The organism is Streptomyces sp. NPDC088817, assembly GCF_044750345.1.
Classification (GTDB): Bacteria; Actinomycetota; Actinomycetes; order Streptomycetales; family Streptomycetaceae; genus Streptomyces.
This window is the reverse complement of the sequence record NZ_JBIVJN010000004.1, coordinates 181,169-196,699: the sequence shown is the minus strand read 5'-3', so window position 1 is coordinate 196,699 and position 15,531 is coordinate 181,169. Positions and strand designations below refer to the sequence as shown.

General features: G+C 71.6%; 13 protein-coding genes. 8 read left to right on the top strand and 5 right to left on the bottom strand.

Going from position 1 to position 15,531, the window contains the following annotated elements; translation table 11 throughout:
- Entirely contained in the window at positions 1 to 345 is a 345-nt protein-coding gene (locus ACIP4X_RS09345) for a hypothetical protein (RefSeq protein WP_391456072.1), read from the top strand.
- Positions 346 to 851: 506 nt separating this feature from the next.
- Here ACIP4X_RS09345 and ACIP4X_RS09340 read toward each other — a convergent pair.
- The 3 genes from ACIP4X_RS09340 to ACIP4X_RS09330 form a co-directional block, all read right to left on the bottom strand.
- On the bottom strand, positions 852 to 1,559 hold the full coding sequence (locus ACIP4X_RS09340; RefSeq protein ID WP_358733956.1) for an ester cyclase: 708 nt from the start codon (positions 1,557 to 1,559) through the stop codon (positions 852 to 854).
- A gap of 83 nt (positions 1,560 to 1,642) precedes the next feature.
- Positions 1,643 to 2,416, bottom strand: a complete 774-nt coding sequence (locus ACIP4X_RS09335) for an SDR family oxidoreductase (RefSeq protein ID WP_358733957.1) — start codon at positions 2,414 to 2,416, stop codon at positions 1,643 to 1,645.
- 97 nt (positions 2,417 to 2,513) lie between these two features.
- A complete protein-coding gene (locus tag ACIP4X_RS09330; RefSeq protein ID WP_358733959.1) occupies positions 2,514 to 3,194 on the bottom strand; it encodes an MOSC domain-containing protein in 681 nt (226 codons plus the stop codon).
- Between the two features lie 81 nt (positions 3,195 to 3,275).
- On the opposite strand from ACIP4X_RS09330, the gene ACIP4X_RS09325 reads away from it, so the two are divergent.
- A complete protein-coding gene (locus ACIP4X_RS09325; protein ID WP_401347552.1) occupies positions 3,276 to 4,172 on the top strand; it encodes a LysR family transcriptional regulator in 897 nt (298 codons plus the stop codon).
- Between the two features lie 161 nt (positions 4,173 to 4,333).
- Here the strand turns inward: ACIP4X_RS09325 and ACIP4X_RS09320 are convergent, their stop codons facing one another.
- Positions 4,334 to 4,663: a WhiB family transcriptional regulator gene (locus ACIP4X_RS09320; protein WP_358733963.1), complete on the bottom strand. Its 330-nt coding sequence runs from the start codon at positions 4,661 to 4,663 to the stop codon at positions 4,334 to 4,336.
- Positions 4,664 to 5,044: 381 nt separating this feature from the next.
- On the opposite strand from ACIP4X_RS09320, the gene ACIP4X_RS09315 reads away from it, so the two are divergent.
- The 4 genes from ACIP4X_RS09315 (at position 5,045) to ACIP4X_RS09300 (ending at position 9,597) form a co-directional block, all read left to right on the top strand.
- Positions 5,045 to 5,656, top strand: coding sequence for a response regulator transcription factor (locus ACIP4X_RS09315; RefSeq protein WP_003948568.1), 612 nt, complete (start codon positions 5,045 to 5,047; stop codon positions 5,654 to 5,656).
- 451 nt (positions 5,657 to 6,107) lie between these two features.
- Entirely contained in the window at positions 6,108 to 6,692 is a 585-nt protein-coding gene (locus tag ACIP4X_RS09310) for a sigma-70 family RNA polymerase sigma factor (RefSeq protein ID WP_358733965.1), read from the top strand.
- Between the two features lie 172 nt (positions 6,693 to 6,864).
- On the top strand, positions 6,865 to 8,367 hold the full coding sequence (guaB, locus tag ACIP4X_RS09305; RefSeq protein ID WP_358733967.1) for an IMP dehydrogenase: 1,503 nt from the start codon (positions 6,865 to 6,867) through the stop codon (positions 8,365 to 8,367).
- A gap of 105 nt (positions 8,368 to 8,472) precedes the next feature.
- A complete protein-coding gene (locus tag ACIP4X_RS09300) occupies positions 8,473 to 9,597 on the top strand; it encodes a GuaB3 family IMP dehydrogenase-related protein (RefSeq protein WP_358733969.1) in 1,125 nt (374 codons plus the stop codon).
- 73 nt (positions 9,598 to 9,670) lie between these two features.
- On the opposite strand, the gene ACIP4X_RS09295 is transcribed toward ACIP4X_RS09300, so the two are convergent.
- Positions 9,671 to 10,879 (bottom strand): nucleotide sugar dehydrogenase, encoded by a 1,209-nt coding sequence (locus ACIP4X_RS09295; protein WP_358733971.1) that lies wholly within the window; start codon positions 10,877 to 10,879, stop codon positions 9,671 to 9,673.
- A 300-nt stretch (positions 10,880 to 11,179) separates the two neighbouring features.
- Between ACIP4X_RS09295 and ACIP4X_RS09290 the strand changes: the two genes are divergently transcribed.
- Together ACIP4X_RS09290 and ACIP4X_RS09285 are read left to right on the top strand one after the other, a co-directional pair.
- Positions 11,180 to 12,886: a glycerol-3-phosphate dehydrogenase/oxidase gene (locus ACIP4X_RS09290; protein ID WP_358733973.1), complete on the top strand. Its 1,707-nt coding sequence runs from the start codon at positions 11,180 to 11,182 to the stop codon at positions 12,884 to 12,886.
- A gap of 360 nt (positions 12,887 to 13,246) precedes the next feature.
- Positions 13,247 to 15,376 (top strand): protein kinase, encoded by a 2,130-nt coding sequence (locus ACIP4X_RS09285; RefSeq protein WP_401347546.1) that lies wholly within the window; start codon positions 13,247 to 13,249, stop codon positions 15,374 to 15,376.
- Positions 15,377 to 15,531: the final 155 nt, after the last annotated feature.

Sequence of the window (15,531 nt, the reverse complement as noted above, 5' to 3'; positions counted from 1 at the left end):
ATGACGACTCAGACGCCGGCCGAGCAGGCCCTGGCTCGTTCGTACACCACTGGTGACCGCAGCGTCAGGTTCAACATCGAAGATCTGTCGGTCGACCACCGCCCGAACGGTCATGCGGTGCTGACGTACCAGATCACCGTGGAGCGCCAGGGCCGCCAGGACGAACGGTGGGCCGTCACCCTCCCTTGGGAGGACAGGTCCTTCGCAGACGTCTTCGTCTCGCCCGCCCCCGATCCTGAAAGGCTTCAGCAGCTCGTGCACCTCGTCCACGCGCTGCTGGAGGAGTGGTGGGACACCAAGGCCCACAACCGGCAGTCGGCCAAGATGGGACGCCGACTGTTCTGAAGCCGTGGGTTTCACGGCCCGAACCCGCCCGGACCCCGCACCCTGAGAAGGGTGCGGGGCTCGGTCGCTATGGCGTTGCGCAGAGCGGGCAGAGGCGTTCGTCGCCGACGGGACGGAAGAGGCGCGGCTGCACATGGCCGCCTTCGCACTCGCGGGTGCCAGTCAGCCGGGCCGACAAGCGGGCGACCGGGCTCGGAAGGCTGGGCTCGGAAGCCGGAGCGGGAGTGGGTTCCCGTTGCTCGGTGGCGGGCGGCACGTCGCGGAGGGGGTCTGCACGGTGAGCAGTGTCGCTCCGACGGCCCAGTGCTCCAAGGCCGTCGGGGCAGGAATGTGCCGACGGCGGTGGCGATGCGGCTGTATCCGGTGCCACCGACCGCGCTCGCCCGGATCTGGGAACAGCTCGTTCGGGTGGATCCCTTGGAGCAGTGCCGCCGGCCTGCCCCTGGCCTGGCGCTACGCCGGGTGCCGCCGTCCGCTTTCGTGCCACCCGGTGAGCCTTGTCCTTACTACTGCTCCAACTCGTCAAGCGCCCCGAGCTGTTGCAGCAGTCCCAGTTGGTCGTGCTGCCACCACAGCTCGGTGATCCTGCCGTTGCCGCCGAAGCGGAAGACGGTCATGCCGGTCATGGTGACCCGCTTGCCGGTGGGCGCGATGCCGAGGAACTCTCCCCGGTGCGTGGCGGTCCAGGTCCAGCGGGCGCAGACCCGGTCGCCCTGCGCCATCAGGTCCTCGACCGTGAAGGAGGCGTCGAAGGCGTCGCGCCACATGCGGAAGTCGCGGCGGATGGCGTCCAGGCCGATGGTGACCTGGGGGTTGACGGGATCGTGGCTGTGGCAGTCCTCGTCGATCAGGTCGTTGAGCGGCGGCAGCTCACCGGCGGTCGTCAGGGTGCCGTAGAAACGGCGTACGACGGTCGCGCCGAGCGGCTCGTCCCGGACGACGTCCAGGTCCGTGAAGGTGGGCAGCTCGTCGCAGAGGGCGATCAGGCCCCGGAAGATCTCGTCGGTCTCCGGCAGGTTCGAGGTCCGCATCGCCTCCTCGTACGACGGGAACTCCACCAGTTCGACGACATGGGCCCCGTCCGAGCGGTCCTTGCCGACGACCGCGTGCGTCGCGGTCCGCCTGCCCCCGGTCTTCTCCACCCAGCTGTCCAGCAGCCGGTTCATCTCCTCGAACCGGCTCGTCCTGCAGTCGATGAGCTGTACGAAGGTCATGACGCGCCTCCGGTCCCCTGGCCCGGTCCGGTTTTCCGTCGCTGCCATTCTTCCACCGGGGCGCCTCCGTCACCTCCGTACCGTCACCGCGGTCCGTACTTGCGGCCCGTCTTCGAGGTGATCCCGCCCAGCAGGCCGCGCGGCGTCACCTTCACCAGGCCCATCAGCGCCTTGTACCGCGGGTCCGGGATGGACAGGGTCTTGCCGTGGGCCAGGTCCGTCAGCGCCGCCGCGACCAGCTTGTCCGCGTCCAGCCACATCCAGTTCGGGATGTTGTCCGTGCCCATGCCGGCCCGCTCGTGGAACTCGGTGCGCACGAAGCCGGGGCACAGCGCCATCAGCCGTACGCCGCTGCCGGCCAGGTCGCGCGCCGCGCCCTGGGTGAACTGCACGACCCACGCCTTCGACGCGCCGTACGTGCCGCGCGGCACGAAGGCGGCCACCGAGGCCACGTTCACGACCCCGCCCCGGCCGCGCTCGCGCATCGCCGCGGTCGCCGCCGACGTCAGCCGCAGCACCGCCTCGACGTGCACCTTGATCATCCTGAGTTCGTCGGGCATCGACACGTCCAGGAAACGGCCCTTGTTGCCGAAGCCCGCGTTGTTGACCAGCAGGTCCACGGGGTCCTTGCGGTCGTCCAGCCGGGCGGCGACCGCCTCGATGCCCGCGTCCGTCGCCAGGTCGGCCGTCAGCACCTCCGCCTCGATGCCGTGCCGGTCGTGCAGTTCGGTGGCCTGCTCCGTCAGGCGGGCGGTGTCGCGCGCCACCAGCACCAGGTTGTGCCCGTCGGCCGCCAGCCGCCGCGCGAAGGCGGCGCCGATGCCCGCGGTCGATCCCGTAATCAGAGCCGTTGTCATGCCGAAAGATTAGTGGCCCCCGGCGCGTTGTCCCGATCTCTGCACAGGCCCTCCCGATCGGTGATGCCCACGTGTCGGCCGGGACGATGACAGCCGGTCAGCCCGCGTATTCGCGCGCGTACTTCCGGGCGGCCGCCAGCGACTCCGGGTGCAGCGCCGTACCCGCCGCGAGCAGCCGGGGCAGCAGCGGGCGCTCGGTCGTCATGGCCCGGAACTGCAGGCCCACGGTCACGTCGTGGTCCGGGCGGTGCACGATCTCGACGGGGTCGCCCGCCCGGATCTCACCCGCCTCCAGCACCCGCAGATACGCGCCCGGCGCCGCCCTGCGCGTGAACCGCTTCACCCATCCCTTCTCACCCAGATGGCCCTGGAAGGTCCGGCAGGGGATCCGGCTGCTGGTGACCTCGAGGAGCACCGAGGGGCCGAGCGGCGAGCCGATGCGCCAGCGCTCGCCGATCCGCGCGCCGGTGATGTCCAGGCCGAGCGTGGTGAGGTTCTCGCCGAAGGCGCCGTTGGCCAGCGTCCGGCCCAGTTCGCGCTCCCACTCGTCGAGGTCCTCGCGCGCCACCGCGTACACCGCCTGGTCGTCGCCGCCGTGGTGCCGCGTGTCGCACACCGCGTCCCCGGCCAGTCCGCTCGCGCCGACCCCCTTCGGCCCGGGCGCCGACACCTCGACCGGCCCGTCCGCGGGCCGCTTGCCGATGCCGGTCACACCGTCCGGCTGGTCGGTGTACGGAACGGCCTCGGCGCGGCCCAGGTTCACAGACAGAAGCTTCATGCGGGCACGGTAGGCGAGCGGCGGTCAAAGTGTCGACGCGATAAACCGCCGTCCGCCCAAGTTTCACTTATGCTCGTAGGTGTGATCGAGGCTCGTCATCTCCGTGTGCTGCGTGCCGTGGCCACCACCGGCTCCTTCTCCGCGGCGGGGCGCGAGCTGGGCTGCACCCAGCCCGCCGTCAGCCAGCAGATGAAGGCCCTCGAAGCGGCCGTCGGCACCCCGCTGCTGGTCCGGACCGGCCGCGAGATGCGCCTGACTCAGGCAGGCGACGCGCTCGTCCGGCACGCCACCGGCATCCTCGCCGGGCTCACCGCCGCCGAGGAAGAGATCGCCGCCATCGCCGGGCTGCGGGCCGGGCGGGTACGGCTCGTCTCCTTCCCGAGCGGGAGTTCCACGCTCGTGCCCACCGCGCTCGCCGCGCTGCGCGCCGCGCACCCCGGCACCCGGGTGTCCCTGGAGGAGGCCGAGCCGCCCAGGTCCGTCGAACTCCTGCGCCAGGGCGACTGCGACGTGGCCCTCGCCTTCCGCTACGAGGGGGCCGCGGACGCCGCCGAGTGGGAGGACCTGGTCGTACGGCCGCTGCTGACCGACCGGCTCGTGGCCCTGGTGCCCGAGCGGCACCGGCTGGCCCGTGCGGAGTCCGTGGCCATCGGTGACCTCGCGGGCGATCCCTGGATCGCGGGCTGCCCGCGCTGCCGCGGTCAGCTGGTCCAGGTGTGCGAGGGCGCCGGCTTCACGCCCCGTATCGACTTCGCGACCGACGACTACCCGGCGGTGGTCGGTCTGGTGGGCGCGGGACTGGGGGTCGCCGTCCTGCCCCAGCTCGCGGTCGAGTCGGTACGGCCCAGGGGCGCGTGCACCGTGGAGCTGGAACCTGCGGTGCGGCGGGAGATCGTCGCCCTCACCCTGCCCGACCTGGCACAGGTGCCGGCGGTGGCGGCGACGCTGGCGGAGCTGGTGCGGGCCGGGGCCCGCTGACACAGGCCGGGCCGGCACAAGGGAAACCGGGGTCCGGGGTCAGTGATCGGGATCGGCGAGCGGGCGGTCGGCGGATCGGGGTATCGCGAGGGCACGCGTGACGCGTGCCCTGCTGCGGCTCTCCTGCGGTTGTCTGCGAACGGATGAGAAAAAACGTTCCTTCAGTTGTCGGAGGCGGTGTCCCCGCTGGTCGACGACGCCGACACCAGCCGGTTCCGTGCCCGCCCCATGAGCTCCTCGCGCTCGTCCTCGGTCAGGCCGCCCCACACTCCGTACGGCTCGCGCACCGCCAGGGCGTGTGCCGCGCACTCCGCACGGACCGGGCACCTCATGCAGACCTCCTTGGCCGAGTTCTCTCGAGCGCTCCGAGCCGCCCCGCGCTCGCCCTCGGGATGGAAGAAGAGCGAGCTGTCGACCCCGCGGCAGGCAGCCAGCAACTGCCAGTCCCACAGGTCCGCGTTCGGTCCGGGAAGGCGGGAGAAATCTGCCATTACGTGACCCCTTGTAGCCGTTCGTGGCGGATACGGTGCCACCGACCGTACATCTCCGATCTAAGGAGATGAAAATATGACTCATTGCGAATCTAGCCCTAGACACCTAGAAACGGGAACAAAAGAGGCTAAATGGGGCATAGCTTGTGGTGAAAAGTTGAGGGTCTGACGTTCATGTCTGCTCTGTGTCCGTTCCCTCACGTAGAGTGCCGAAGACGGCGTACAGCCCCGTAACTCTTTCGAGTGACCGTCGTTGAGAGTGCGGAGGCGGTTGAGAACACAAGCGCTCGGGCGGGCGTCCGAGACGGTCGACCGCACAGGTGACGATTCCGTACCAGCCTGGAGGCTCAAGGTGACGCGCATCAGCTGCGGAGGACGGCCATGACATCCGTCCTCGTCTGTGACGACTCCCCGCTTGCCCGAGAGGCGCTGCGCCGCGCGGTCGCGACCGTGCCCGGCGTCGAGCGTGTGACGACGGCGGCCAACGGCGAGGAAGTCCTCCGCCGCTGGGGCGCCGACCGCTCCGACCTCATTCTCATGGACGTGCGCATGCCCGGTCTGGGCGGTGTCGAGACCGTCCGGCGCCTGCTGTCCGCGGACCCCGGCGCGCGCATCATCATGCTCACCGTCGCCGAGGACCTCGACGGCGTGGCGCTCGCCGTGGCCGCCGGCGCCCGTGGCTACCTGCACAAGGACGCCTCCCGTGCGGAGCTGCGCGCCACCGTGACGCAGGCCCTCGCCGACCCCACCTGGCGGCTCGCCCCGCGCCGGCTGCGCTCGGCCGAGATGGGCGCCGCGCCCACGCTCACCGCGCGGGAGATCCAGGTCCTTGAGGGTATGAGCCACGGCCGCTCCAACGCGGAGATCGGCCGCGAGCTGTTCCTCTCCGAGGACACCGTCAAGACCCACGCCCGCCGGCTGTTCAAGAAGCTCGGCGCGTCGGACCGCGCACACGCGGTGGCCCTCGGCTTCCGCTGGGGCCTGGTCCGCTAGGACCCGTGCGGATCCCGGTCGGGCCACCCCGCACCGGCGTACCGGAACGCGACGCCACCCCCACGCGCGGCGACGAGCGTGGGGGGTGTCCGGCCGGCCGGTCGCGCGGCCGCGCCGCCCGCACGTCCCCGCACGGGTCCCGCTCCCCGGTCCCGGGCGGCCGGGAGACGGCAGGCGGCCTTCGCGGTCCTGTGGGAACGTGGGCCCGGAATGCGCGTGACGTGCAATACCGGATCGCGGACGCCGGTGGCAAAGCGCCCCGCCGGACGCCCGCTGCTCGTTTCGTCGCGGATGACGCATCCTTGAGGGTGTGGAGTTCCTCGCGGACGAGTTGGTCGAGCGGAAGGGGAGGGCGCAGGGGATGAGCTTCGGCGCACCTGCTCATAACGCTTCGGTGCACAACCACGAAGGCGGTGCCACGGACCGGACGACGTCAAGGCACCATGGACCGATGCGCGACGACCAGGCACTTGCCCAAGGGGCGATCGGTGCGCTCGTCCACCGCGCCGTCGACGGCGACGAGCAGGCCACGCACGATCTGCTCGCCCGTGTCCACCCGCTGGCGCTGCGCTACTGCCGCACCCGGCTGTCCCGGCTCCCGGGCGACGCCCGGCACTTCGTCGAGGACCTCGCCCAGGAGGTCTGCGTCGCGGTCCTGCTGGCCCTGCCGCGCTACAAGGACACCGGCCGCCCCTTCGAGGCCTTCGTCTTCGCCATCGCCGCCCACAAGGTCGCCGACCTCCAGCGCGCCGCCATGCGCCACCCGGGCTCGACGGCCGTGCCCTCGGACGAGATGCCCGAGCGCCCGGACGACTCGCTCGGCCCGGAGGAGCGCGCCCTGCTCAGCAGTGACGCCGAGTGGGCCAAGAAGCTGCTGGCCAGCCTCCCGGAGAACCAGCGCGAACTGCTGCTGCTGCGCATCGCCGTGGGCTTGACCGCGGAGGAAACGGGACAGATGTTGGGAATGTCACCCGGAGCGGTCCGGGTGGCCCAGCACCGCGCGCTCAGCAGGCTGCGCGCCCTGGCCGAACAGTAGGCGGCCGTCCCGGCCGTCCCGCCCTTCCCTCACCGCCCCGGATGAACGCGCACCAGGCCCTTTCCGTACGAACGCACGAAGCGGGAGGCCGCCCGGAACCGTGGAATGAGAGAGGCGCGCTTCCCGTTAGCATGGACATCCGCACCGATCAAGGCCATTTGGGGAAGGTGTCATGACTGCCAACGTCGACGGAGTGCCCGGGAAATTCGCGACACTCGGGCTGACCTACGACGACGTGCTCCTCCTGCCGGGCGCATCCGAGGTGCTCCCCAACGCGGTCGACACATCGTCCCGTATCTCCCGCAACGTCCGGGTCAACATCCCGCTGCTCTCGGCGGCGATGGACAAGGTGACCGAGTCCCGGATGGCGATCTCGATGGCCCGGCTGGGCGGCGTGGGCGTGCTGCACCGCAACCTGTCGGTCGAGGACCAGGTCAACCAGGTCGACCTGGTCAAGCGGTCCGAGTCCGGCATGGTCACCGACCCCATCACGGTGCACCCGGAGGCGACGCTCGCCGAGGCGGACGCGCTGTGCGCCAAGTTCCGCATCAGCGGTGTGCCCGTCACCGACCCGGCCGGCAAGCTGCTGGGCATCGTCACCAACCGCGACATGGCCTTCGAGTCCGACCGCAGCCGCCAGGTGCGCGATGTCATGACGCCGATGCCGCTGGTCACCGGCAAGGTCGGCATCTCCGGCGTCGACGCCATGGAGCTGCTGCGCAAGCACAAGATCGAGAAGCTGCCGCTGGTCGACGACGCGGGCATCCTCAAGGGCCTGATCACCGTCAAGGACTTCGTCAAGGCGGAGCAGTACCCGAACGCGGCCAAGGACTCCGAGGGCAGGCTGCTCGTCGGCGCCGCGGTGGGCGCGAGCCCCGAGGCCCTGGAGCGTGCCCAGGCGCTCGCCGGGGCCGGGGTGGACTTCCTGGTCGTCGACACCTCGCACGGCCACAACAGCAACGCGCTGAGCTGGATGTCGAAGATCAAGTCGAGCGTGTCCGTCGACGTGATCGGCGGCAACGTCGCCACGCGCGACGGCGCGCAGGCCCTGATCGACGCCGGTGTCGACGGCATCAAGGTGGGTGTGGGCCCCGGCTCGATCTGCACCACGCGTGTGGTCGCCGGTATCGGCGTCCCTCAGGTCACCGCCATCTACGAGGCGTCCCTCGCCGCCCGCGCGGCGGGCATCCCGCTGATCGGCGACGGCGGCCTGCAGTACTCCGGCGACATCGGCAAGGCCCTCGCCGCCGGCGCCGACACGGTCATGCTGGGCAGCCTGCTCGCGGGCTGCGAGGAGTCGCCCGGCGAGCTGCTCTTCATCAACGGCAAGCAGTTCAAGTCCTACCGGGGCATGGGCTCGCTCGGCGCCATGCAGTCCCGCGGCCAGGCGAGGTCGTACTCGAAGGACCGCTACTTCCAGGCCGAGGTCGCCTCCGACGACAAGCTCGTGCCCGAGGGCATCGAGGGCCAGGTGCCCTACCGCGGCCCGCTGGCCAACGTCCTGCACCAGCTCGTCGGCGGTCTGCGCCAGACCATGGGCTACGTGGGCGCGGCCACCATCGAGGAGATGGAGTCCAAGGGCCGCTTCGTCCGGATCACCTCGGCGGGCCTGAAGGAGTCCCACCCGCACGACATCCAGATGACGGTCGAGGCGCCGAACTACAGCAGCAAGTAGGCGGCACGCCGTGCAGGGCGGCCCCGGAAGCCTCCGGGGCCGCCTTTGCCATGGGTGTCGGCGATACTGGAAGACGCTGCAACGCATCAGGGAAAGGCCACAGACGTGACTGAGATCGAGATCGGGCGCGGCAAGCGCGGCCGCCGGGCGTACGCCTTCGACGACATCGCCGTCGTCCCCAGCCGCCGTACGCGGGACCCGAAGGAGGTCTCGATCGCCTGGCAGATCGACGCCTACCGCTTCGAGCTGCCCTTCCTGGCCGCTCCCATGGACTCGGTCGTCTCCCCGGCCACGGCCATCCGCATCGGCGAGCTGGGCGGCCTGGGCGTGCTCAACCTCGAGGGCCTGTGGACGAGGTACGAGGACCCGCAGCCGCTGCTCGACGAGATCGCCGAGCTGCCCGCCGAGGTCGCGACCGGCCGCCTCCAGGAGATCTACGCCGCTCCCATCAAGGAGGAGCTGATCGGCGCGCGGATCAAGCAGGTGCGCGACGCGGGCGTGGTCACCGCCGCCGCGCTCTCCCCGCAGCGCACCGCCCAGTTCTCCAAGGCCGTCGTGGACGCGGGCGTGGACATCTTCGTCATCCGCGGCACCACGGTCTCGGCGGAGCACGTGTCGTCCTCGCACGAGCCGCTGAACCTCAAGCAGTTCATCTACGAACTCGACGTGCCGGTGATCGTCGGCGGCTGCGCCACCTACACCGCGGCCCTGCACCTGATGCGTACCGGCGCGGCCGGTGTCCTGGTCGGCTTCGGCGGCGGTGCCGCGCACACCACGCGCAACGTGCTCGGCATCCAGGTCCCGATGGCCACCGCGGTCGCCGACGTGGCCGCCGCCCGCCGCGACTACATGGACGAGTCCGGCGGCCGGTACGTGCACGTGATCGCGGACGGCGGCGTCGGCTGGTCCGGCGACCTGCCCAAGGCGATCGCCTGCGGCGCCGACTCCGTGATGATGGGCTCCCCGCTGGCCCGTGCCACCGACGCGCCCGGCAAGGGCCACCACTGGGGCATGGAGGCCGTCAACGAGGAGCTGCCGCGCGGCCGGAAGGTCGACCTCGGCACGGTCGGCACCATCGAGGAGGTCCTCACCGGTCCCTCGCACATCCCCGACGGCTCGATGAACTTCTTCGGCGCCCTGCGCCGCGCCATGGCCACGACCGGCTACAGCGAGCTCAAGGAGTTCCAGCGCGTCGAGGTGACGGTGGGCGACTCCCAGCACAAGCGCTGACCCACGCGCCCAGGGCCCGCGAAAAGGGGCCCGGCCGTCCGCCCGAGCGGATGGCCGGGCCCCTTTTCGCCGCTCACAGCCGGTGCGCCGCCCCCGTGGGCGCGGCCCCGCGGGTGTCCAGGAGCAGCTGGGCCTTCACCGAGAGGCCCTGGAGGTCGTAGGTGCGGTGTTGCTGGAGCAGGATCGTCAGGTCGGCGTCGGCCACCGCCTCGTACAGGCAGTCCGCGCGGGGCACGGGCCGGTCGCGGACGCTCCACGCGGGCACGTACGGGTCGTGGTAGCTGACCGAGGCGCCGAGGCCGGTCAGGCGGACGGCGATCTCCTCGGCGGGCGTGCCCTGGAGGTCGGCGAGGTCGGCCTTGTACGTGACGCCGAGCAGCAGCACCCGGGCGCCGCGGGCCGACTTGCCGTGCTCGTTCAGCAGGGCGGCCGCGCGCTGGACGACGTAGCGCGGCATGCGGCCGTTGACCTGCTCGGCGAGTTCCACCATGCGCAGCCCGCAGCCCGCGTGCCCGGCCAGGTCCTGCGGGAGGCCGTGGCCGCCGACGCCGGGGCCGGGGCGGAAGGCCTGGAAGCCGTACGGCTTGGTCTCCGCGCAGCGCACGACGTCCCACAGGTCGACGCCCAGGTCGTGGCAGAGCACGGCCATCTCGTTGACCAGGGCGATGTTGACGTGCCGGTAGTTGGTCTCCAGGAGCTGGACCGTCTCCGCCTCGCGCAGTCCACGCGCACGTACCACCTTGTCGGTCAGCCGCCCGTAGAAGGCGGCAGCCGACTCGGTGCAGGCCGGGGTGAGTCCGCCGATCACCTTGGGCATGTTGGCCGGGGTGATCTCGCGGTTGCCGGGGTCGACGCGGCTGGGCGAGTAGGCGAGGTGGAAGTCGCGGCCCGCCCGCAGCCCCGAGCCGTTCTCCAGCAGCGGGAGCAGGAACTCCTCCGTCGTCCCGGGGTGTGCGGGCGACTCCAGGATCACGGTGGTGTGCGGGCGCATGTGCCCGGCGAGCGCGCGGCCGGCGGACTCCACCTGGCTCAGGTCGAACCCGCCGTCCGCGCCCCGCGGGGTCGGCGCGCAGATCACCGCGGTGCGCACCCGGCCGAGTTCGGCCGGGTTGGTGGCCGGGCGGAAGCCCTCCGAGAGCATCCGGCGCAGTTCGGCGGGGCTGAGGGAGCCGGACTCGTTCCCGGTGCGGTACCCGACGGTGGGGATGCCGGCGGAGACGGCGGCCTGGGCCAGGGGCAGGCCGAGCGGGCCGAGTCCGATGACGGCGAGATCTGCGGGCATGGCGTGGGCCGTCCTTCCCAATAACCGAGGCGTGGCGGGCCCGCAAGTCCTGTGGACAGGACGAGCGAGCGCAATGTCAGACTAGGAGTAAATATGACCGTTATGCGGGATTGACCAGCGTGTTTCTCGGTGAGCCCCCGGAGTTGTCCACAGGCCGGGGGCCACTGGTGGCTGAAGGCGGGCAACCCGGTCAGAATTTGGGCATGGGGAGGAGGCGGGGGGACACGCTAGAGGCATGGGGGATGGGAACGGGCTTCGCCCGACGGGTGCGGCCGGCGCGACCGACAGCGGGAGGCAGCGGTGAGGACAGCGACACTGGGGCCGGCGCAGCGCGCCGAGGCACTGGCGCACATGGCCGAGCGGGAGCTGGACATCCTGGTCGTGGGCGGAGGCGTGGTGGGCGCCGGCACCGCCCTGGACGCCGTCACCCGCGGTCTGTCCACCGGCATCGTGGAGGCGCGTGACTGGGCGTCGGGCACGTCGAGCCGGTCCAGCAAGCTGATACACGGCGGACTGCGCTATCTGGAGATGCTCGACTTCGCGCTGGTCCGGGAGGCGCTGAAGGAGCGCGGCCTGCTGCTGGAACGCCTCGCGCCTCATCTGGTCCGCCCGGTGCCGTTCCTCTACCCGCTCCAGCACCAGGGCTGGGAGCGCCTGTACGCGGGGTCGGGCGTCGCTCTGTACGACGCCATGTCGATGGCCCGCGGCCACGGCCGGGGACTGCCGCTGCACCGTCACCTGACCCGCCGTCACGCCCTGCGGTTGGCTCCCTGCCTGCGCAAGGACGCCCTGGTCGGCGCCCTCCAGTACTACGACGCGCAGATGGACGACGCCCGCTTCGTGGCCACCCTGGTGCGCACGGCGGTGTCGTACGGCGCGAAGGCCGCCAACCGGGCCCGGGTCACCGGATTCCTGCGCGAGGGCGAGCGGGTCGTCGGCGCGCGGGTGCGGGACGTGGAGGGCGGCGGCGAGTACGAGATCCGCGCCAAGCAGATCGTCAACGCCACCGGGGTGTGGACCGACGACACCCAGGCGATGGTGGGGGAGCGCGGTCAGTTCCACGTCCGGGCCTCCAAGGGCATCCACCTCGTCGTGCCCAAGGACCGCATCAACTCCAGCACCGGGCTGATCCTGCGCACCGAGAAGTCCGTGCTCTTCGTGATCCCCTGGGGCCGGCACTGGATCGTCGGCACCACCGACACCGGCTGGGACCTCGACAAGGCCCACCCGGCCGCCTCCAGCGCCGACATCGACTACCTCCTGGAGCACGTCAACTCGGTGCTCGCGGTCCCGCTCGGCCGCGACGACGTGCAGGGCGTGTACGCCGGCCTGCGGCCGCTGCTGGCCGGCGAGTCCGACGCCACCAGCAAGCTGTCGCGCGAGCACACGGTGGCCCATCCGGTGCCCGGCCTTGTCGTGGTCGCGGGCGGCAAGTACACGACGTACCGGGTGATGGCCAAGGACGCCGTCGACGAGGCGGTGCGCGGGCTCGACATGCGCGTCGCCGACTGCGTCACCGAGGAGATCCCGCTGCTCGGTGCCGAGGGCTACCCGGCCCTGTGGAACGCGCGGGCGCGCATCGCCGCCGAGGCCGGACTCCATGTGGTGCGCGTGGAGCACCTGTTGGGGAGGTTCGGGTCGGCGGCCCGGGAGGTGCTCGCCCTCGTCGCCGAGGACCCGACGCTGGGCGCTCCCCTCAAGGCGGCCGACGACTATCTGCGCGCCGAGATCGTCTACGCCGCCTCCCACGAGGGCGCCCGGCACCTGGACGACGTGCTGACCCGGCGCACCCGCATATCCATCGAGACCTTCGACCGGGGCACGCGCAGCGCCCGGGAGGCCGCCGAGCTGATGGCGCCGGTGCTGGGCTGGGACAAGGACCAGATCGAACGGGAGGTCGAGCACTACGAGAAGCGGGTGGAGGCCGAGCGGGAGTCGCAGCGCCAGCCCGACGACCTCACGGCCGACGCGGCCCGGCTGGGAGCGCCGGACATCGTGCCGTTGTGATCGCGCCGGTCGCCGTTCGCGCGCCTGCCGGTCGTGCGGTGGCGGGCGGGTCCGCCGGTGGTGGCGCCGTGAATCCGCCGATCGTGCCGTTATGAACCCGCCGGGGACCGGACCGCGCTCCCGCACGAGACGCAGGACACGCACGACACGTGCCGTGGACGTCCGGCGCAGATTATGGCCGGAATGGTCCGAAGGGTCGGCACCCATGGCTTCCGTGTTGTCACGGCCCGTCATTCCCGCGCGTACGACGAGCCGTTCGGCCGCGCCCCCGGAGTGTTCCGAGGGGGCCCCTGGGCGTCGCGTACTCGTCGGGTGAGTGACAATGGAGGCTCTGTCAGGGCGGGTTGCATGAGGGGACGCATGTCGGACGCGGAGCGGGCGGGAACACCCCGCCAGGACACTCGTCAGGACTCTCTGCAGGACAGGAGCGAGCGTCTTCTCGCCGGGCGCTACCGCCTGGGGGACGTGCTCGGCCGCGGAGGCATGGGCACGGTGTGGCGGGCCGAGGACGAGACCCTTGGCCGGACCGTCGCCGTCAAGGAGCTGCGGTTCCCGTCGAACATCGACGAGGACGAGAAGCGCCGCCTGATCACGCGCACGCTGCGCGAGGCCAAGGCGATCGCGCGCATCCGCGACACCAGCGCGGTGACCGTCTTCGACGTGGTCGACGAGGACGACCGCCCGTGGATCGTCATGGAACTCGTCGAGGGCAAGTCCCTCGCCGAGGCCATCCGCGAGGACGGGCTGCTCACGCCGAGGCGGGCGGCCGAGGTCGGGCTCGCGGTCCTCGACGTGCTGCGCTCCGCGCACAGCCAGGGCATCCTGCACCGGGACGTGAAACCGTCCAACGTGCTCATCGCCGAGGACGGCCGGGTCGTCCTCACCGACTTCGGCATCGCGCAGGTCGAGGGCGACCCCTCCATCACCTCCACCGGCATGCTCGTCGGCGCCCCCTCCTACATCTCCCCGGAGCGGGCCCGCGGGCACAAGCCCGGACCGGCGGCCGACCTCTGGTCGCTCGGCGGCCTGCTGTACGCGTCGGTGGAGGGCACGCCGCCGTACGACAAGGGCTCGGCGATCGCCACCCTGACCGCGGTGATGACCGAACCGCTGGAGGAGCCGCGAAACGCCGGTCCGCTCAGGGACGTCATCCACGGCCTGCTCAACAAGGACCCGGACGAGCGGCTCGACGACGCGGGCGCCCGGGCCATGCTCAAGGCCGTCGTCGACGCGCCCGAGCCGAAGGACCCCGAGCCGGAACTGCCCGCGGACGCGACCAAGGTCGTCCCGCTGCCCGCACAGTCGGACGGGCGTTCCCGCAAAGGCGGTTCGGCGTCCTCCGGTTCCGGTTCGGGTTCCGGAGGCAGGCGGGGCGAGGAGGCGGGCGACCGCCTTCGCGGCGCGCTGCGCTCGGTGCGCAAGGCCGCCGTGGTGGCGAGCCCCGCGGCAGCAGCGGGGGCCGGTGGCGAGTCGGCGTCCGGCGGCACGGGCCAGGCGGGCCCCGGCTCCGCGAGCGGTTCCGGAGCGGAGCCTGGCGCGGACCGGACACAGAACGCGTCCGCCTCGGGGAGCGGCGCCGGCGGCGCGCAGGCGGGACGGCCCGGTTCGGGCTGGCCCGTGATGACCCCGCCGGACCTGGACCTGCCGCCGCGCCCGGCGCCCAAGGCGTCGCTCACCGACGTGGTGCCGCGGCGCACGCTCGTGATCGTCGCGGTGGTCGTGGTACTCGCGGTGGTCGGCGTCGTGCTCGCCTTCACGCTCGGCGGTGACGACAAGGGCGGCGACGACAAGAACGCGGCCGGCCGCACGGCCCCCACCGCGGGCTCGTCCGCGGGCCCCTCCACCAAGAAGGACGAGAGCGGCGAGGCCTCCAAGGGCCAGGACGGGTCCGGCTCCGCGACGGAGCCCGACGGCTCCGGCGGCTCACCGGCCACGAACACCGACGCCGGCACAGCGGGCAAGGGCTCCGGCACGGACTCCGGTTCCGGCTCCGGTTCCGGCTCCGGTTCTGCTTCCGATTCCGGCTCCGGAGGCGACCGCTCCGGTGACGACGGCGCCGCCGTGGCGAGGACGTACAAGGGCGCGCAGGGCTTCTCCATCGGGCTGCCCGAGGGCTGGAAGTACGCGAGCACCGACTCCGCGGGGGTCCGCTTCACCGGCCCCGACGGACAGCGGCTGCTCGTCGCCTGGACGACCACGCCCAAGGGTGACCCGGTGGCCGACTGGACCAACCAGGAGAGGTACATGGTGCGCTCCCAGTACCAGCGGGTGCGCATAGAGGCGGTGGACTACCGCGGCTGGAACACCGCCGACTGGGAGTTCACCTACGTCGAGGGCGGGACCAAGTACCGCAGCATAGACCGCGGTTTCGTGGTGAACGACCACCTCGGGCACGCGCTGATGTACAGCGCGAAGGCCGCGATGTGGGACGGCGACCTGCGCAAGAGCACCTGGAAGACGCTGACCGAGACCTTCCGGCCGAAGAAGTAGTGAGCGGAACGGTCCCGCCGCCCGTCCCCGGGGTTCCGGGTTCGGGGCGGCGAGATCTGGCATCCCGTCAATGCGGCTTGCCTCCGGCACGTATCGTGAGTGATTGCGGACCGTAAGCATCGGGAACGGGACGCGAGGCGAACGGAATTGACCGA